The following is an 18,334-nucleotide window of genomic DNA, read 5'->3' as shown; positions in this document are numbered from 1 at the left end:
CGAGACGACCGCCATTCAACCGATACCCGGGCAGGTGGTCGAACAAGCGGGCTGGCAGGCGGTCGCGAACTGGGCAACCAAGGTCATGAAAAGCTCTCCACGATCACCATCGGCGCAGAGCCGGTTGAAGACGGCTTCGGTCCAGGGACCAAGGAGCGCGAGGCTGCGGTGAGCGGCCGAATGGGGACATTGCTTTGAGTAAGAGGAAGCAATCGATGCACCGACGTCGTTTTCTAACAGGGCTGGCAGGCCTGGCGATTTCCGGGCCGGCCGCGGCCCAGATGATGCACGGCATGGGACATATGGGGGCAAACGGCGCTCATGACATGCCGATGAGCGGCGGCAAACCTGTCTTGCCGGAAGGGCGGCCCTTGCGTGAGTTGCCGTGCTTGATGAACGAGGCTGGCGAAGCGGGTCTGTTCAAGGCAAGGCTTGCCGCCGAACCGGGGTCGGTTCGTTTCGCCGAGGGGCTCGACACGTCCGCGCTCCTCTATAACGGCGGAAATCCGGTGATCGAGGCGCATGAGGGCGACAGGGTCGAGATCAGTTTCAGGAACGGCATTCCCGATGAGCCGACGACGGTTCATTGGCATGGGATGCCGGTGCCGGCGGATCAGGATGGCAATCCCATGGAAGCCATCGCCTCGGGTAGCGAGCGCCTCTATGCTTTCGATCTGCCGCAAGGCAGCGCCGCATCCTATTGGTTCCATCCCCATCCGCACGGCTTCACCGCCGCGCAGGTCTATCGCGGGCTCGCGGGCGTCTTCCTGGTCAAACCCAAGGATGACCCGATCCCCGCCGAATATGGCGATACGATCCTGATGTTCACCGATCTTCGGATCGCCGAAGATGGAAGCATGCCGGCGAGCAACATGATCGATCTGATGAATGGGCGCGTCGGCGATCATATTCTAGTCAATGGTCAGAGGAATCCGGTCCTGGCCGTCGCGAAAGGGGAAAAGCGTCGTCTGCGCCTTTTCAACGCGACAAACGCGCGGTTCCTGCGGCTGACATTCGAGAATGCCGCCATGGTGCTCGTTGGAACGGATGGCGGCCTTATCGAAGCTCCCGTCGGCATAGACGATTTGCTGCTCGCGCCGGCCGAGCGGGTCGAACTCATCATCTCCTTCGACAAACCTGGAGCGGCGAGGCTTGTCACGCTCGACTACGAGCGTGGATGGATGGGGCCGGGCAAGCCCGAAGAGGCCGGCATGATCTTGCTGACGGCAAATGTCTCGGAGGAAGCCGCGCCTGTCGCGCCGCCGCTTCCGTCGAAGCTGCGCACCATTGACGGCTTCGCGGAACCGTCGGTCACGCGTCGCTTTGTGTTGACGGAATCCATGGAAGGCATGGAGATGAGGTTCCTCATCAACGGCGCCAGCTTCGATATGAACCGCATTGACGAAGTCTCGAAGGTCGGACAGGTGGAATTATGGGAGATCGTCAATCAGGCGGACATGGACCATCCGTTTCATGTGCATGGGACGCAGTTCCAGCTTGTCGAACGCGAAATGGATGGCGCGGTCACAAAGCCGTCCTATCGGGCCTGGAAAGACACTGTGAACGTTGCCGCCGGCGAGACGGTACGCATCCTGCTGCGACAGGATTTGCCGGGGCGGCGCATGTATCATTGTCACATCCTCGAGCATGAGGATCTCGGCATGATGGGCACGGTCGACGTTAAGGCCTGACAAGCTCGATCATCAATCGAAGCGAAGAGGGAAAATTGTCGTTCCCTCATCCTTGGCCTCGAACCTCGATCAGGTTGAGGCCGAGTTCGCGTTTGTCGGTGTGGATGTGCTGTTCGGGTCTTGCGCGAACAGCGGGTTCGGCGCTTTTATGTAAGCGCGTCCTACTGCAGCGAAGTGTTCGCGGCGACCTTGGAGGAGGGTCGATCGCGATCCCGCGGTGGATGCCAAATTGTGCTGACGGTGGCATTCAAGGGGAGGACTCGATGGCCGCTAATCATCAGACGCAATACCGTGAACGTGTGCGATCCGCCCATGAAGCCGTTGCCTTGATACCATCGGGCGCGAAGATCGCAATGCCGATTGCTGCCGGCCAGCCACCCGCCATTCTCGCGGCATTGGCCGAACGCGCGCGGGCCGGCGCGGTGGACAATGTCCGGCTCTACTACCTGCTTTGTACAGGCGTTGCCGGCTCGAGCGTGCTCGACTTCGACCTGCGTGACCGCATCATTCCCATGAGCTATTTTCATGGAGCGGTGGATCGCGCCCTGGATAAGCGGCGAATGGCCGAGATGCTGCCGGCCGCCGAAATCGTGCCATGTCATTTCAGCCAGGTGCCGCGCTCCCTGGTGGAGCATGTCGGTGTCGATACGTTGATTGCCACCGTCTCGCCCATGGATGCGGACGGGAATTTCAGTCTCGGCGCCAGCACGGATTATGCCCTGGCGGTCGCCCGCAAGCCCGGTGCCCGGCTGATCCTCGAAGTCAATCCCAGCATGCCCTACGTGCGGGGCAATTGCATGATCCCCGTCTCGAGCGTCACCGCGCTTGTCGAGAACGACGCAAGCCTGCCGGCGCTCGCCGCAGCGCCTCGCTCGGAAGTCGATGATGCGATCGGCGCCATCGTGGCGGGACTAGTGGACGATGGCGATTGCCTGCAGATGGGCATCGGCGCGTTGCCGGACGCGGTTTGCGCCGGTCTATCCCAGCACCGCCACCTGGGCATCCATACCGAAATGATGACATCGGGACTTGCCGCTCTGGTCAGGGCCGGCGTGGTCGATAATAGCCGCAAGCAGATACATGTCGGGCGAACCATCTTCACCTTCGCGCTCGGAGACAAGCCGCTTTACGACTTCCTGAACGATAATCCCGATGTCGAAGCGCATCCCGTGGATTATGTGAACAATCCCTTCGTCATCGCCCAGAACGATCGCATGGTGTCGGTCAATGCGACGCTGCAGATCGACCTCAATGGCGCGTGCAATTCCGAATTCGTCAATGGAAGGCAGTTCAGCGGCTCGGGCGGGCAGGTGGATTTCGTCCGAGGCGCCTATGGCTCACGCGGCGGCCGCTCGATCATCGCCTGTCATGCGACGGCGGCCAAGGGAACGCTTTCGCGTATTGTTCCAACGCTGACAGGTCCAGTAACGACGTCGCGCAACGATATCCATATCGTTGTCACGGAATATGGCTGGGTGAACCTCAAGGGAAAATCGGTGGCGGAGCGGGCAAGGGCGATGATCGCGCTTGCCCATCCCGATTTCCGGGAGGAGCTGGATCGGGCTGCCCACCAGGCGGGGTTCTACGCGCCGGATTGACGTCATCAGCGTTGATCTTGCATGGGGGATAAGAAGAACCGGAGGGAAAGCCAGATCCTTTGCTTTGATCGGAGGTCAACCGATCGATGGAAGAAGCCTGACGGATTGGAACGTCAGGCTTCCCGTACCTGGTCCTAAATAGACCGGGTAATTCGGTATTAGAAGCTACGCTGGAAGCGCAGGATACCAGCCCACTGATCCTGGTTCACGGAATCGAAGTTTGTGTAGGAGACTTCCGGCTCAATGAGCAGGTTCTTGACCGGGTTCCACTTGACGTTCGTCGTGGCGGCAAAGATCTTCGAGTCGGTGTAGGCGAGCTGGAGGTTCCACTTCAGCTTTTCGTTGATCGGAACGCCAACGCCGCCCCAGACAGCCCAGTCACCCCAGCCGCACTTCGATGCATCGTTAGCCGGGCAAGAAGAGCGAGCCAGGTTGGTGCCGGCGTACTTGTTCAGCTTGTCGCCGTCCGTGTTCCAGCCGCCCATCAAGAAGGCCGAGAAGGTACCGAAGTCAGCATCGACACGAGCCTTGATGGCGCCCTCCGACTTGATGGAGTCGTAACCGCCGACGACCTTGAAGCCCCACGCGCCAGACTTGAAGCCGGCACCGGCAACGACGTCGGGAGCGTAGTGGTTGGCCTTGTCATCGCTTGCCCAGCTCGCGCCATAACCAGCACCCGAGCCGCTGGAGTTCGAGTCTTCAACCGAGACGACAGCCGTGAAGCCGTTGCCGGCATCGTAGCTATAGGTCAACTGGTTGAGTTCGTACGGGCCGTCATAGATCACGTCGTCGTTGATGACGTCGCCGGCGTAACCGATGTAGTAGTTGAACTGCGAATCGGCCTTACCGACCAGGAAACCGCCGAGGCTGATGTTGGCGAACAGCAGCTTGCTTGAGGTCGAGTTGCCTTCCTGCCAATCCCAACGGATGACCGTGTTGGTCTTCAGCGGGCCGTATTCGGTGTCGGTCGCGGTGTCGAGGCTCAGCTGGGCGCGGGTATGCCAGAGAGTGCCGTTGTGGCTGTTGGCATTGTAGGCGTCGTACCACTTGCCTTCGGTACGGACCATGCCGCCGACTTTAAGGCAGGTTTCGGTACCAGGAATGAAGAAGTAGCCAGCACCATATGCGTCGCAGATGCGGACGTATTCCAGCGGCTCCGGCTCGGCGGCGACGATCGCGTCAGCAGCATGAGCACCGGATACTGCTGCCAGCGCAGCAGCGGAGCCGAGAAGAAGGCTCTTGATGTTCATTGTAAACTCCTTGTCGTAATTATTTCTACGTAATCCAAGGAGCGAGCATAATAGGCTACCATGGAAGTGCTTCCCGCAAACAGGAAGCCAAACCAGGCACTGCATCTGCAATAGACCGCCGGTACTATCCCCACCCCGATGGAACCTCGTTAGCTGGCGGCTGAAACAACAACCCCACCAGATCGCAAGCTAATTAGGTCCTGATGACAGAGCTATATACATTCAGATTGTTTGTAAATCCGAGCCGGAGCCATTCAAAAACGGAAAAACTGGTTGTTGATTTAATGCAACACATGCTTGGCGCGAAAATTCGGATAGGAAACCCCATCCCAGCAATCGAGGGGTCGATCGAATGCATGGATGGTCAACCTCTTTTGTCTCATCGGCGGCGTCAGCATGCGATCGCAAACAGCTCCATCGCGTTGGCGAAGCCCTTCAGCGGCTGCAGCCCCATCGAGATCGCATCGGTGATATCAGCCTTTTGCTGGAATGGGCCTGATATCAGGAGCGCTTGGCCGCTCTCGCTGCAGACGCTCTGGATGCGGCTGACGATATTGACGTCGGGGCCGATCAAGGTGAAGTCCAGGCGGTTGCCGGAGCCGACATTGCCGTAGCTCACCTCGCCATAGTGCAGCGCGATACCGACCTTGACGCGGATGCCTTCATGTTCAAAGCCGCTTATTTCATCGAGAATCGTCTTTGCCGCGGTCAGCGCCGCATCGCAGGCTCTGGTCGCATCGGCCCCCGGAAAGAATGCCAGAACCGCATCGCCCATGAATTTCAGCACTTCTCCACCTTCGTGGGTGATCGCTGGTATCACCTTGTCGAAATAGGCGTTCAAGAGCCCGAGCACGGTGCCGCCTGGCAGCCGATTGGAAAGCTCGGTGAAGCCGCGCAGGTCGCACAGCAGAAGTGCGGCCTCCATGGATTCGATTTCTCCGCGACGGATGTGTCCGGCGAGGATGCGGCTCGCCGTCATCGGACCGATATAGGTGTCGAGAAGGCTGAGTTCGCATTGTCTGAGGACGCGGAGCTCGCACGTGTTGCGCAATGCCGGCAGGATGCGTTCGATCAGGTCATGCTCGCCGGATGTGAAGCCGCCTGGCCGCCGCGTGGCGAAGACGGCGCAGCTGATCGGTCCGTCGGCGTTGCAAAGCGGCGCCACGATCAATTGCACGAGCCCCCGGCCGGAAAATATGTCGATGTGTTGCCAGCGCCCATGCGGACTCTCGCCCGGACCGACGACGAGCGGTTCGCGCATCTCCTGTGCCTTCATGAGCGGCGTATTGGCAAGCGCGAGACGCGAACCATGTTCGCGATCATGGATCTCGACCGGCTCGCCGGGCGCCCAGGCGAAGGTGCGGCCGATGAATTCGGGATGCAGCGTCGTCAGGTGCAGCGTCAACCGATCGATGGGAAGGCCGAAGGCCCGCAGGCGGCGGCCAAGCCCGGCGACGAGGCCGGCCTCGTCGAGGGCGTGGCATTCATCGCCCGTCAGCCATTCGATCAGGCTGAGGGTAGCCGCGGTATTGACGCCAATATGGCCCGCTCTGGGATTGATGATCGCGGTCTTGGGCATGTCGTGCAGCAGGGTCATGGCTATCTCCTCCTCTTTGAGATGCGGCGCTCAGTGTGCCGCACCGCCGGAAAGGTGGCCGGGTTTCTTCAGAAGCAGGCTCGCGACGAGGGCGATGACCAGCGCAACGCCGAGCAGGAAGAACATGTCGCTGAAAGCCATGATGTTGGCCTGCTTGCGAAGGCTGGCGGCGATGGCGACGATCGCCTTGTGCGTGGCAAGCGCCTGGTCGCTGACACCATGGTTCATGAAGTAATTCGTCAGATTGACAACGCGGGCACGGGTCGCCTCTTCGAATGCCGAGACCGAATTCGTGAGGATGTTGGAATGAAACTGCTCCCGCTTGGTGAGAAAGGTCTGCAGCGCGGCGATGCCGACCGCGCCACCAAGATTGCGCATCATGTTGAACAGCGCCGAGGCGGAACCGGCGTTTTCCTGCTCGATGCCGGCGGTGGCGATCGCCGTCAGCGGCGTGAAGGCGAGTGCCTGGCCGATGGCGCGCACGATATTCGGCCAGAAGAGCTGATCGCTGGCATAGTTGCCGGTCATGTGAACATTCATGAAATTCGAAGCGGCAAAAAGCGCGAAGCCGACGATGATCAGCAGGCGGGCATCGACACGTTTCATCAGCCGCGGCACCAGCGGGATCAGGATGAGCTGCGGAATGCCGGTCCAGGCAAGCACCATGCCGATCTGCTCGGAATTGTAACCCTGAATACGCGTGAGGTAGATCGGCAGGATGAAGACCGAGCCATAGAGGGCGACACCCATCAGGAAATTGGCGACGATGCCGAAGCCGAAATTGCGGCGCGCCAGCAGGCGCAGGTTGAGGAGCGGATGGGCGGCGCGAAGCTCGATGATGAGAAAGAGCGTCAAGGAAATCGCAGCGATGACGGAAAGGCGGAGGATAAAGGGAGAACCGAACCAGTCGTCCTTGTTGCCTTCCTCAAGCACGGTCTGCAGCGCGGCAAGGCCGACCGCCATGGTGATGATGCCCGGCCAGTCGCCCTTGGCGAGCAGCGAAAGGTTCATCGGCGCGCGATCGAGCGAGGCCCAGAGCATGCCGACCATGAGAATGCCGGGCACGAGGTTGACGTAGAAGATATATTCCCAGCCCCAGTTTTCCGTGAGGTAGCCGCCGATGGTCGGGCCGATCGCCGGCGCGAAGGTCGCCGAAAGGGCGAAGAGCGCGAGGCCGATCGGCTGCTTGGGCTTGGGGAGCAAGGTGATGATGATCGTGAAGGCCATCGGGATCAGCACTCCGCCCGAGAAGCCCTGTATGGCGCGCAGCACGATCATCTGCTGCAGATTGGCGGCAAAGGCGCAGCCGACCGAGAAAAGCAGGAAAAGGATCGCGTTGGTCAGCAGATAGATGCGCACGGAAAAGACGCGGGCGAGCCAGGCGCTAAGGGGAATGACCACAATCTCGGCGATCAAGTAGGAGGTCGAGATCCAGCCACCATCGTCCGTTCCAGCGCCGATCGCGCCCTGGATGTCGGCAAGCGAGGCATTGACGATCTGGATGTTGAGAACGGCCATGAAGGCGCCAAGTGTCGAACCAACCACGGCGGTCCACATGCGCAGCGGGCTCATGGCGAGCCGGGCAACCGGAGCGGATGCGGCTGAATTGTTGTTTGCGGCGATCTGAAGGGTAGCCACGACGCTTCTCCTTCCGGCTCATGCCGGAACAATCTCATGACGATACAGAGGTGATAATCGATGAAGATCGGGAAGGATCATCCAGCGTGGCTGGATAATCCTTGTGCGTCCGTCGTCGATGTCTGGATGGCCTTGGTGTCGATTTCCGGCTCCACCGACATGCCTGAGCGCAGCAAACCGACGAGGTTATCGTCATCGATGACGATCTTCACCGGTATGCGCTGGACGATCTTGGTGAAATTGCCTGTCGCATTGTCCGGTGGCAGCAGCGAGAATTCGAGCCCGCTTGCCGGCGAGAGGCTGTCGACATGGCCCTTGATGGTGACGTCCGGGAAGCTGTCCACCTTGATTTCGACCGACTGTCCGGGACGTACATAGGTGAGCTGCGTCTCCTTGAAGTTCGCGACGACATAGACCGAGTGCAGCGGCACCACCGCCATCAGCTGCGTTCCCGATGTCACATACTGCCCGACGCGAATCGAGCGGGCGCCGACCGTGCCGTCGACGGCGGCGACGATGTTGGTATAGGAAAGATTGAGCTCGGCCTGCTGGACGGCCGCGGCGGCCCGATCGCGCTGGGCGGCTGCCTGGTCTCGCTGGGTCTGAAGCACCGGCACCTTGTTCTGAGCGGCGACGAGCGCGGCCTGATCACGCTCGACGGCGGCGGCTGCCTGCTTTCTGGCCGATGCCGTCTCTTCGGCGCGCGACTGTGTGCCGACGCCGTTGGTGATCAGCCGAGCCGAACGCGCGGCATCCGATATCGCATAATCCAGGGAGGCTTGAGACGCGTCGACCGTCGCCTTGGCCTGCCCGATCAGCGATTGCTGCAGCTGGATCTGCGCATCGATGTTGGAAATCGCCGCATCGGCGGCCTTCAGATCCGCCTTCGCCTGGGAAAGTGCGGCCTGGAAATCGCGGTCGTCTATGCGGGCGAGCACCTGGCCGACCTTGACCTTGTCATTGTCGTTGACAAGCACATCCTTGATATAGCCGGCGACCTTCGGCGCGATCGTGGTGTAATCGGCCTTCACATAGGCATCGTCCGTGGATTCGATGAAGCGCCCGACCGTCCAGTAGCGGTAGCCGAAATCCGCCGCGATCGCGACGCCAGCCAGCAGCGCGGCGATCAGCACGCCGCGCTTGATGAGCTTTCCGCCTGTCTTGGGCGTGGCCGAAGCGGCAGGCGCCTCGGCGGCCACGCCCCGCGGGGCTTCGCTCGTGGGAGACCTTGCGACCTCGGTGGCCGGAGCAGCATCGGCTTGGCTCGCGTTCTTGAACGCTTCGTTGCGGGGGAGTTCCACCATTGTCCGTTTCCTTCAATGCGCCACCCCTTTGCCGGGGTCATTTTTGATGCGATGAAGATGCGTCCGAACCGTCCTTCTGATAATCTCCTCAAATCGGGAAGGATCATCAAGTCACAGTGGATAATCCGAGGGCAATATGGATCGGTTGACCAGCCTCACAGTCTTTGGCCGGGTGGTGGAATGCGGCGGCTTTTCCGCCGCCGCCCGCCGGCTCAACATGTCCGTCACCATGGTGGGCAATCACGTGCAATCGTTGGAAGACCGTCTCGGCGCGCGGCTCCTGAACCGGACGACGCGCCGGATCAGTTTGACGGAAACCGGCAAATATTATTATGAGCGTTCCTCACAGATCCTGGCCGATCTCGAGGAGGCCGATCGGGCCGCCGGCGCGCTTAGTACCATGCCGCGAGGCACGCTTAAGCTCTATACCAGCGGCGCGATAGTCCGCTTCCTGCTTCCCGTCGTCAACGAATTCATGACGCAATATCCCGCGATCTCGCTCGATTTCAACGTCGGCGAACGGTCGATCGACATGGTCGAGGAGGGTTACGACCTGATGATCCGAACCCTACCCGCGTCCGATTCGACGCTCGTCGCGCGCAAGCTCGCGCCCTGGCGGCACATGCTCGTTTGCTCGCCCGAATATCGTGACACACATCCAATGCCGAAGGTTCCGGCCGATCTCGCGGCGCATAATTGCCTGCAATATACCTATTACCCCTATGGCGACGAATGGCGTTTCGAGGATCCCGATGGCAAGCAGGTGGGGGTCAAGATTTCTGGTAACGTCGTCTCCAACAGCGCGGAGACGCTGCGCTTTCTCCTGGCGAGCGGGCAGGGCATCTTTCTCGCGCCAAGTTTCATCGTCTTCGAAGAGGTCGCCGCTGGCCGTCTCGTGCGTGTCATGCCCGACTATCGCGCCGTGGAATTCACGATCAGCGCGATCTATCCGAACCGTAGCCATCTGCCGACGAAAGTGCGATTGTTCATCGACCTTTTGGCGGAGCGTTTCGTCGAGCACCGCAAGTGGATGACCTGAGCACAACAAGGCCGAGTCCTTTCCGTCGGTGACGCAGCAGTGAATGGAGCCATCTCAAAGCCATGGCGAACCGAATAACATGCGAGGGTCGTCCGGAGCTGCCTGCGATTCAGATGCAGAACGGATTGACCGACGTCTTCGTGGAAGTTCTCGCCATTGCTGCTTCGGTGTTGGCGCGAACGAGGTCGGAGCAAGCGTTTGCATCCTGGATCGCATCGCGAGATCAGGCGGTCTTGGGACTTCGGGCGGTGGGATTCGACATCGCCGAAATGCCCTGGCACGTCGCGACATTTGCCGCGGATCGGAATTTTGTAATTCGGGCGATCACCGCCGCGGAATCGAAAGTCGGTTGGGAAAAGCTGGCTACGAGCCGAAGGAAGACTGGCTGATGCCGCGCCTGATGCGTTTGCGAATGCTGGTGTCGGCATTCGGACCACACAATATCAGGGCAAGCGGCGCGGCGATCCATTCGACCTTTTCCGAGAGCGACCTCAGGCGCTGCGAAACGCATGGGATCATCATGCATGCTTACGGATGCCTCGTCTGCAACAGGTCGGGGCCTTCCTGAAATTCACGGGCATGTGGCATGGCCTTACCGATCGTACAGGACGTCCTCGGGTCCATCCGGCCGGTGGCGGCATCATGACTGCGGTTGTTCGGCGGGCTGGCGCGTTTCCGCCTGGCGTGCGGCCGACGCGAGGCGCCGTTGCGCCCGGATGGCGCTCCATTGTTGATCGATCAAGACGCCGATCAGGATGACGCCGCCCATGACGGCGAAGTTGAGCGAGGAGGGGATACCCAAAAGGTTGACGAGGTTCTGCAATTCCTGCAGCAGGATCGTGCCCAGCACCACGCCGATCAGCGATCCTTCACCGCCACGCAGCGAAAAGCCGCCAAGCACCGCCGCGGCGATCGCGTAGAGCTCATAGAATTGCCCATGGCTCGCCGGCGAAATGGAGCGGGTGTACATGGCGAAATAGATCGCTGAAAGCGCCGTCAGCACGCCGCATATGATGTAGGCGACCGTTACCATCTTCCTGGTGCGGATGCCGGAATATTTCGCCGCCTCCTCATTCTTGCCGATGGCGTAGAGATAGCGGCCGTACACGGAGCGATGCAGAACGATCCACATGACGGTGGCGATGATCACAAGCGCGATGAAGGTGTTCGGCACGCCATAGAAGCGGCCGGCGGACAGGAATTCGAGGGTCGGAAAGTTCTGGCCGAAGGCGAAGCCGGCCGTGCCGTCCGCTGTGTAGAAGCGCGCCGCGCCACGATAGATCAGGAGGCCGCAAAGGGTGACGACGAAAGGCTGGAGGTTGAGCCGGGTAATCAGCCAGCCGTGGATCGCTCCCAGGAGGCCGCCAAGGATCAGGATCAGCGGCAGGGCGATCGCCCTGGATGTTCGCAAAGCGCGGTATCCTTCGTCCTCAACAATACGCCGGGCATGCGGCTATCGCAGCAGACCCGTGAGAGGGTCATCGAGGCAGCCCGCCAGCTTGGCTATGTCGCGCCGGTGCTTGCCGCGCCGCCGGCACTCCTGTCTCCATCGAGGCTCGATGGCGTCATCGGCTTTGCCGTCGACCAGCTTGCAACCAGTCCGGAGGCGGTTGTCGCGATCGAAGGAGCGCGCCAGGCCTGCTGGAATGCCGGAAACGTTCTGCTCGTCGCACAGACCATGAGTGATCCCGTCATGGAGCCGAGAGCGATCAAGGCGCTCACCAACAGCGGCATCTCGGCGCTCATCTACATGACGATCTTCACCCGTGAGGTGGAGGTGCCGGATTATCTCTATGATCTCAATATCCCGATCATTCTTCTGAATTGCTATACGTCCGACTATGCCTTTCCGTCCGTCGTTCCGAGCGAAATCGCCGGCGGGCAGACCGCGACCCGGCATCTGATCTCGCATGGGCATCATCGCATCGCGACGATCACGGGCGAACCGTGGATGCAGGCCGCTCAGGATCGATTGACCGGTTATCGTCGCGCCCTGGCGACGGCCGACATTCCATTCGATCCGGAGCTTGTCATCGAAGGCGACTGGTCGGCGAGCGCCGGCTATGCCGGCACCATGAAACTGCTTTCGCTCCCCGAGCGCCCGACGGCGATCTTCTGCCAAAACGACCGCACCGCCATTGGCTGCTACGAAGCGCTGAAGGAGGCTGGCCTCCACATTCCGGAGGATATGTCGGTCATGGGTTATGACGACGAGGACATCTGCCGTCATCTCGTGCCGCCCTTGACGACCTCCGTCCTTCCTCACATGGCGATGGGCCAATGGGCGATCGAGCATCTGGAAACCGCCGTCTTGCCGCGAGAGCGCCGCTATCAGATCACCAAGCTCGAATGCTCGCTTGTCAGACGTGCGTCGGTTGCCGCACCGGCTGGCATCAGAACCGGGCGCAAGGTGCGAAAGGTTTGATCGCGTTCGCCGGCAACCGCGGGGCGATCCGTTCGCCTGGCAACCTGTAGCGGCGTCTTGGCGACTGCCTTTTCGATTGCTACCATGCGCGTCATGACGGTTCTCTCTCCGGATACCCGCCCGCCGCTCCGGCTTTCGTTCCGGCTGTCGTCGCTCACCCTGCGACTGCTGTGGCGCTTCTGGCCGCAGCTGATGGCGCTGTGGCTGCTCGGGCTGATCGGAAATTCGCTTCTCAACGAACTGGCGGTCATGATCGGCCGGCTGAATGCGCTGGCCGGGCTGTCTACCCTGGCCCTTGTCGTTCTCCTGAAGCTTGTCATTATCGTCGCGCTGTTCGAGACCGTGCGACCTGGGCTGGCCTCGCTTGACGCCGCCTCGCGCGCCGCGGCTGCCCGGTCGGAAACCGATACCGGCGACGGCGCCGCGACGCCCAGCTTTACCTCGATACTGGCGCTGACCCTCGTGCCATTCTTCGCCTACTATGCCGCCTGGGGCTTTCTCGGCGACACGGTGAGGGAATATTCCAGGCTATCGCTCGACCTGATGCCGTTCGGTGAGGACCATAATCCTTTGAAATTCGACGGCAGTGCCTGGCTCCTCGTGTCGGTTGCCATCGCCTGGGCGGTCAGGCGCTTCGCCAAATTCATGCATTCGCGTTCGAAAGCGCCTGTCTGGGCTGTTATTATCGTTGTTTGTGAGGCGAACTGGGCCTTCATCGGTCTCTTTGTCATTTCGACTTGGGAAGGCGACATCCGTTCCTGGGTCGCCAGGCTTCCCGAAACGATCGGGCATTTTCTCGGCTTTCTCAATCCGGTTGGCGATGCCGCGGCGTCCACCATCTTTCCGCCGACGGCGGAGGACGCGTCGCTTTCCTTTTCCAGGCAAATGCGCGGTCTATTCCTTTATGCTCTTTATCCCGTCGTCTGGCTGACGCTCGCGGCCTTGGTCTATGGCTACGACATCAATGGCGAGCGCCCGCTGACGGAAGGCCGGTTGGCGCGCGCGGTTTCGCGCTGGCGGTCGCTGCCAAAGGCGATCCGTGATTTCATTTCGCATTTCATCGCGGGCACGGCAAAACGCTATCGTGCCTTGGCCGAGGGTGTCGGGCTGACCCTCGGCTCCGGTCTCCGGCTGATGCTATCAGTCATTCTGCTGTACCGGCTGCTGGATTGGAGCTCGGCCTGGGCCTGGTACGGCATCTCCAGGCTGATCGGTCCGCACGATCTGCCTTTGTGGCAGATGATCGCGCAGGCCATTTCGCTCGTCTTCGGCAGTCCCAGCGCGCCGGGTGACGGCGTCCTCATCATGCCGATCAAGATTTGCCTGTTCGCCGCGGCTCTGGAAATCGGTTTCGCGCAGGGGCGGGAATGGCGCCGCGGCGGAAGCTGAAGCACGGAGCGGTTCAGCTTCTCGTGGCTCTGCCTTAGTTCAGCCGCAGCGGAAAGGATATGGCGTCCGGTCTCGTCGAAGCGAAGCTCAGCTGTGCCGACAAAGAGGGGATCGCGTCGGCCGGCACGACGAATTTTTCCTCCATGATCGCATTCGCGCTTTTGGCGGGCGGCTGGCGTGATACGGTATCGCAGCCATCGATGGGGGTGGCCTGTGGGTCGAGGTCGCGGCTGAGATCCTTGGAGAGAATGAAATTGAGGGGCTGCCAGCGGCGCCCCTTCGGGTCCGTCAGGGTCAGGCTGCATTGAGCCCAGGACTGTCCGATATCGTCTTCGGCTCTCGCGGCCAGCCTTACGATCACCAGGCGCATCTGGCCGGGGAAGGTAATTTTCCCGTCACGCCCATCACCGATCACCCTTGCCTGGTCGAGTGTCCAGGAGGCCTTGGCATAGGTCTGCCCGCCCATATTGTCGCTTACGCGCAGCTCGTTTCGCTTGATGTAATCCCCGGCGTTGCGCCATGCTGTGATGGCATAATTGCCGGCGAACAAGAAGGGCAGGCTTAGCAAGGATGCCAACCATAGCCGTCGTTCTCGTCTAGACGCCATTATTGCCGATCTCCGCGCGGCTGCGCGTCTCGACGCTTCCACCGTCGAGCTTGACGCGAATTTCCGAATCCAGCTGAGGGAATGGCTGCCTGGAAAGCACCAGTGTCATATTGCTCGTTTCGTCTTCCGGCAGTTCGAAGACGAAGATGCCTGAAGTCGGCAGGCCCGGCTGCAAATCCTTCGACGGCAGGAGGCGAGGGGCACCATCGGCACGATGAGTCTGCCGGTAGGAGCGGCCGGAAGCTCCTTCAATCGCCGCGGCCTGGATGGTCATTGTGTCATATTTCGACCGCAGTTCGACACTGACGATCAGCCAGGCGCCTTCGGTCTGTCGCTCGACCGGCTTGCCGTAAGAGGTGAACGCGATCGTCCTCGCGCGCAGGAGCTTGGCGACCTTGACGCTGAACGTCTTGCTCGAAACTGTGTCCTTCTGCGGTCCCGACGTTTCGATGGGGCCGGTTAGGACGGCGTAGCTCGGTGTCGTCGATTGTAGGAAAGCCAGGAGCAGGGCGGCCACGCCGACGAGCAACACGGAAAGCAAGAGGCGTGTCAAGGATTTGCTCCTTGCCCCGCCGAAAGCAGCAGGCCGACGCGCGCCACGTCGTTCGGATTGAACCAGCCCGGCGCGGCATAGAGATTGTCCTTGGGCTTGTAAGTGGTTCCCACGATCGCGACATTCAGTACCTTGGGAAGCGCCTGCGTCGCGGGCAATTGCCAGACGACCTTGACCTTTTCCGGCATCATGGGCTGAAGGTCCCAAAGCAAATCATTGTCCCGGACGAGATAGAATTGTGGGACCGGCGGATTTTCGAGATTTTCGAGCTTCAGCGTATCCCGATACGAATTCGAGCTTCCCGCCGTCATGTTCTCAAGGGTCAGATCGAGCGTCAGCGCTTTCTTGCCATCGGGAAGGTGTTGGCCATCCGGCGTTTCGGCAGCGACGCCGCCGGAATTAAGCGTCACCATCCATTGGCCGGCATCGACGGGTTTGCCAGGCGCCACCTGTGCCACTTCCGCTTCTTCGCGGGTTTGGTAGATCGAATATCCAAGCGACAGTACGCCCGCCAGAAGGCCGCCGATACCGGCGATGATCCGTGTATGGAGCGCCTTGTTCGCTTTGCTGATGGCGGACTGGTTCATTGCCTGATGCGATCGGGTCGTGACTTTCGCCGCCCGTATCCGAGGAGCGGGCGGCAATCTTCTATTTGGTTCAGCCCGTCGACACGGCAAGGGTGGGTGGTGCCGGAGCGCGCGAATATGTGCTGATACCGCCGGGAAGATATGTTGTAAATCGATTTGCAAAAGCATTTGCAAATCGATTTACAATGCCGTAGCCTGCGCGTATGACCACGATCGCCAAAGTTGCCAAGCGCGCCGGAGTATCGCCGACCACTGTGTCGCATGTGCTCAATCATGCCGACCGTGTCTCGGCGGATTTGCGCAAGCGCGTGCAGGAGGCGATCGCGGAGCTTGGCTACGTCCCGAATCCGCTCGCCCAAAGCCTCAGGACCGGCCGTACCAATCTCGTTGCCATGCTGATCCCGGATATCCGCAACCCCTTCTATCCGGAGATGGTGCAGGCGGCGCAGTCCGATCTCGAGGCGATCGGGGTCGATCTCCTGATCTTCAATACCGATGTTCCCGGCGGCCATTCGCAGGAGCACGGCGAGCACTATCTCCGCCAGATCCGCAGCCGGCGCATTGACGGTCTCATTGTCGGCGATTTCGCGCTCCATGGCATGCATGACGCGCTGCTCGAAATCGATCTGCCGACCGTGTTCATCGGCGACCTGCCAAACAAGGCGGTCGACAGCGTCAAGATTGACGATTTCGGCGGCGGCCATCAAATGGGAACCTATCTGGCGAAGAAGGGCCATCGCCGGATCGCGCATCTGACCGGCCCGTCCTTCTTCGCCGAAGCCATGGCGCGCGCCGCCGGTTTCGAACAGGGCCTGCGTGACAACGGCGTCGAGCCGATTGCCGAACTGCGACGGGAAGGAAGTTATCTTGGTCCGTCAGGGCAAGAGGCGGTCGATTGGCTTCTGGCAAGCTATGGCGACGACCTGCCCTCGGTGATCTTCTTCGGAAACTACCTGATGGCGGCCGGAGCGCTCGCCGCCTTCTTCGATCGCGGCATCAGCGTGCCGAAGGATATCGGTATCGCCGTCTTCGGCGACCAGCCGCAGCTCGAATATGTCAGGCCCAGGATCACAAGGGTCGGCAACACGCCGTCGCTGCTGGCCCACCGCGCGACCGAGATGCTGCTGGAGCGGCTTTCGGGAGCTTATGCCGGGCCCGCGCGTTCGGACGTGATCCCCTGCAATCTACACGCCTACGATACCGCATGAATTGAGGCTCCGTCACCCGGGAGGAGAGTGGTGACGGTAACGCAAAATGGGAGGAAGTCATGACTGGTAAGGATAAGTTCATCGCCCCCGCCACCCGTCGCGGCGTGCTCAAGAGCGGCGCGATCCTCGCCGTCGGCGCGGCTGCCGGGTTGAGCGGTTTTCCCTACATATCGCACATGGCCGTCCGTGCGCAAAGCGCGCCGTTGAAGTTCTGGCAGTTCTACGCGCCGGGCGGCCCGGTCCAGAGCCAGATCGACTGGTTCGAGAAAGCGGTCGCGGCCTGGAACGACAGCCATCCGCAAAAGGTTGAACTCGAATATGTGCCGAACGCCGAATACATCAATGGACCGAAGCTCGCGACCGCCTTCGCCTCCGGCGAGGGGCCGGACATCTTCCTGATCTCGCCGGGCGATTTCCTGCGTTATTACAATGGTGGCGTCCTGCAGGACCTGACGCCCCACATCGATGCCAAGGAGGATTTTCCGGAGAGCGTGATCGCCAACCGCATGGTCGACGGCAAGATCTACGGTATTCCGATGGAAGTCGAGCCGATGGCGATGTACTATTCGGTCAAGGCTTTCGAAGAGGCGAAGCTCAACGAGAACGACGTTCCGAAGACCTGGGACGATCTGCTTGAGCTTGCCAAGAAGCTGACGACGCCGAAGCGTTTCGGCGTGCTCTTCGAGACCCAGCCAGGCTACTATCAGAATTTCACCTGGTATCCCTTCCTCTGGCAGGGAGGCGGCGAATTTCAGGACAAGGACGGCAAGAGCGCCTTCGATTCTCCCGCCACCGTGCAGGCTCTGAAGTTCTGGCAGGATGCCGTCAACTCGGGGGCGGCTCCGCGCCAGGTGATGGGCAGCGGCGCGAATGACACCGTCGCCAACCTCGCCTCGGGCTATTGCGCCATCCAGAATGTCGGCATCTGGGGGATCTCGCAATTGCAGAGCAACGCCAAGGATTTCAAATATGGCGTCTTCCGCCTGCCAACACCGCCAAACGGCAAATATGTGACCGTCGGCGGCGGCTGGGCCTTCGTCGCCAACGCCAAGGGCAAGAATCCGGATGCGGCGGCGCAGTTCTGCGCCTGGGCGCTGGCCTCCAAGGAAAAAGACTCCATTCAGCGTGTTGCCGATTGGTGCACCAAGGGCAAGTCGGACATGCCGCCGCGCGAAAGCGCGCTTGCCGCCGCCGGCGATGCCTTCAAGACCGGCATGATCGGCAAATTCGCCTCCGATGTCTATCCGGGCGCGCGTGCCGAACCACGTGTGCCGCCAGAGGTCTACAAGATCATCTCCGATGCGATCCAGCAGACGCAGCTCGGCGGCGCCGATCCTCAAGCGACGGCAACCTCGGCCTCGCAGCAGCTCGACGCGTTCCTTGGTTCCTATAGCGGCGCGCCGATCCTTTAAAAAGAAACGTCGGCCGCCGCGGCAATCCGCTCAAGC

General features: G+C 60.9%; 15 protein-coding genes and 1 pseudogene. 8 read left to right on the top strand and 8 right to left on the bottom strand.

Annotated elements, in window-relative coordinates; genetic code table 11:
• The first annotated feature begins 215 nt into the window (after positions 1 to 215).
• Positions 216 to 1,691 carry a multicopper oxidase family protein gene (locus I8E17_RS29665; protein WP_113366245.1) on the top strand — a complete coding sequence of 492 codons (1,476 nt, stop codon included), beginning with the start codon at positions 216 to 218 and terminating at the stop codon, positions 1,689 to 1,691.
• A gap of 263 nt (positions 1,692 to 1,954) precedes the next feature.
• On the top strand, positions 1,955 to 3,289 hold the full coding sequence (locus tag I8E17_RS29660) for an acetyl-CoA hydrolase/transferase C-terminal domain-containing protein (protein ID WP_112723915.1): 1,335 nt from the start codon (positions 1,955 to 1,957) through the stop codon (positions 3,287 to 3,289).
• 158 nt (positions 3,290 to 3,447) lie between these two features.
• Here the strand turns inward: I8E17_RS29660 and I8E17_RS29655 are convergent, their stop codons facing one another.
• From I8E17_RS29655 to I8E17_RS29640, 4 genes are all read right to left on the bottom strand, one after another.
• Entirely contained in the window at positions 3,448 to 4,539 is a 1,092-nt protein-coding gene (locus I8E17_RS29655) for a porin (RefSeq protein ID WP_113366246.1), read from the bottom strand.
• A gap of 391 nt (positions 4,540 to 4,930) precedes the next feature.
• Positions 4,931 to 6,136: an adenylate/guanylate cyclase domain-containing protein gene (locus I8E17_RS29650; protein WP_069615016.1), complete on the bottom strand. Its 1,206-nt coding sequence runs from the start codon at positions 6,134 to 6,136 to the stop codon at positions 4,931 to 4,933.
• 30 nt (positions 6,137 to 6,166) lie between these two features.
• A complete protein-coding gene (locus tag I8E17_RS29645; RefSeq protein ID WP_113366247.1) occupies positions 6,167 to 7,774 on the bottom strand; it encodes an MDR family MFS transporter in 1,608 nt (535 codons plus the stop codon).
• Between the two features lie 77 nt (positions 7,775 to 7,851).
• A complete protein-coding gene (locus I8E17_RS29640; protein WP_113366248.1) occupies positions 7,852 to 9,078 on the bottom strand; it encodes an HlyD family secretion protein in 1,227 nt (408 codons plus the stop codon).
• Between the two features lie 136 nt (positions 9,079 to 9,214).
• On the opposite strand from I8E17_RS29640, the gene I8E17_RS29635 reads away from it, so the two are divergent.
• Positions 9,215 to 10,117, top strand: coding sequence for a LysR family transcriptional regulator (locus I8E17_RS29635; RefSeq protein WP_112723911.1), 903 nt, complete (start codon positions 9,215 to 9,217; stop codon positions 10,115 to 10,117).
• Positions 10,118 to 10,242: 125 nt separating this feature from the next.
• The gene (locus tag I8E17_RS29630; RefSeq protein WP_162751059.1) at positions 10,243 to 10,506 is read left to right on the top strand and encodes a hypothetical protein; all 264 of its coding nucleotides are present in this window, start codon (positions 10,243 to 10,245) and stop codon (positions 10,504 to 10,506) included.
• A 251-nt stretch (positions 10,507 to 10,757) separates the two neighbouring features.
• On the opposite strand, the pseudogene I8E17_RS29625 reads toward I8E17_RS29630, so the two are convergent.
• Positions 10,758 to 11,510: pseudogene (locus tag I8E17_RS29625) on the bottom strand (ABC transporter permease); the annotation flags it as partial.
• Between I8E17_RS29625 and I8E17_RS29620 the strand changes: the two are divergent.
• Together I8E17_RS29620 and I8E17_RS29615 are read left to right on the top strand one after the other, a co-directional pair.
• Positions 11,460 to 12,542 carry a LacI family DNA-binding transcriptional regulator gene (locus tag I8E17_RS29620; protein WP_229002228.1) on the top strand — a complete coding sequence of 361 codons (1,083 nt, stop codon included), beginning with the start codon at positions 11,460 to 11,462 and terminating at the stop codon, positions 12,540 to 12,542. The pseudogene I8E17_RS29625 and the gene I8E17_RS29620 sit on opposite strands and share 51 nt — an antisense overlap.
• A gap of 84 nt (positions 12,543 to 12,626) precedes the next feature.
• Positions 12,627 to 13,931, top strand: coding sequence for a hypothetical protein (locus tag I8E17_RS29615; RefSeq protein WP_113366251.1), 1,305 nt, complete (start codon positions 12,627 to 12,629; stop codon positions 13,929 to 13,931).
• A gap of 34 nt (positions 13,932 to 13,965) precedes the next feature.
• Here I8E17_RS29615 and I8E17_RS29610 read toward each other — a convergent pair whose 3' ends face one another.
• The 3 genes from I8E17_RS29610 to I8E17_RS29600 are packed head-to-tail and all read right to left on the bottom strand — an operon-like array spanning position 13,966 to position 15,678.
• Positions 13,966 to 14,538: a hypothetical protein gene (locus I8E17_RS29610; RefSeq protein WP_162750885.1), complete on the bottom strand. Its 573-nt coding sequence runs from the start codon at positions 14,536 to 14,538 to the stop codon at positions 13,966 to 13,968.
• Positions 14,528 to 15,091 carry a hypothetical protein gene (locus tag I8E17_RS29605; RefSeq protein WP_069615025.1) on the bottom strand — a complete coding sequence of 188 codons (564 nt, stop codon included), beginning with the start codon at positions 15,089 to 15,091 and terminating at the stop codon, positions 14,528 to 14,530. Before I8E17_RS29605 ends, I8E17_RS29610 begins: the two co-directional genes overlap by 11 nt.
• The gene (locus tag I8E17_RS29600; RefSeq protein WP_113366253.1) at positions 15,088 to 15,678 is read right to left on the bottom strand and encodes a hypothetical protein; all 591 of its coding nucleotides are present in this window, start codon (positions 15,676 to 15,678) and stop codon (positions 15,088 to 15,090) included. The genes I8E17_RS29605 and I8E17_RS29600 overlap by 4 nt, the downstream gene beginning before the upstream one ends.
• Positions 15,679 to 15,881: 203 nt before the next feature.
• Between I8E17_RS29600 and I8E17_RS29595 the strand changes: the two genes are divergently transcribed.
• Together I8E17_RS29595 and I8E17_RS29590 are read left to right on the top strand one after the other, a co-directional pair.
• Entirely contained in the window at positions 15,882 to 16,886 is a 1,005-nt protein-coding gene (locus I8E17_RS29595; RefSeq protein ID WP_113366254.1) for a LacI family DNA-binding transcriptional regulator, read from the top strand.
• Between the two features lie 59 nt (positions 16,887 to 16,945).
• Positions 16,946 to 18,298, top strand: coding sequence for a sugar ABC transporter substrate-binding protein (locus I8E17_RS29590; protein WP_113366255.1), 1,353 nt, complete (start codon positions 16,946 to 16,948; stop codon positions 18,296 to 18,298).
• The last annotated feature ends 36 nt before the right edge of the window (positions 18,299 to 18,334 follow it).

It is taken from the genome of Rhizobium sp. AB2/73, from assembly GCF_020871915.1.
Classification (GTDB): domain Bacteria; phylum Pseudomonadota; class Alphaproteobacteria; order Rhizobiales; family Rhizobiaceae; genus Rhizobium; species Rhizobium dioscoreae.
Note: the sequence above shows the minus strand (reverse complement) of the source record. Positions and strands in the feature narration are given on the sequence as shown.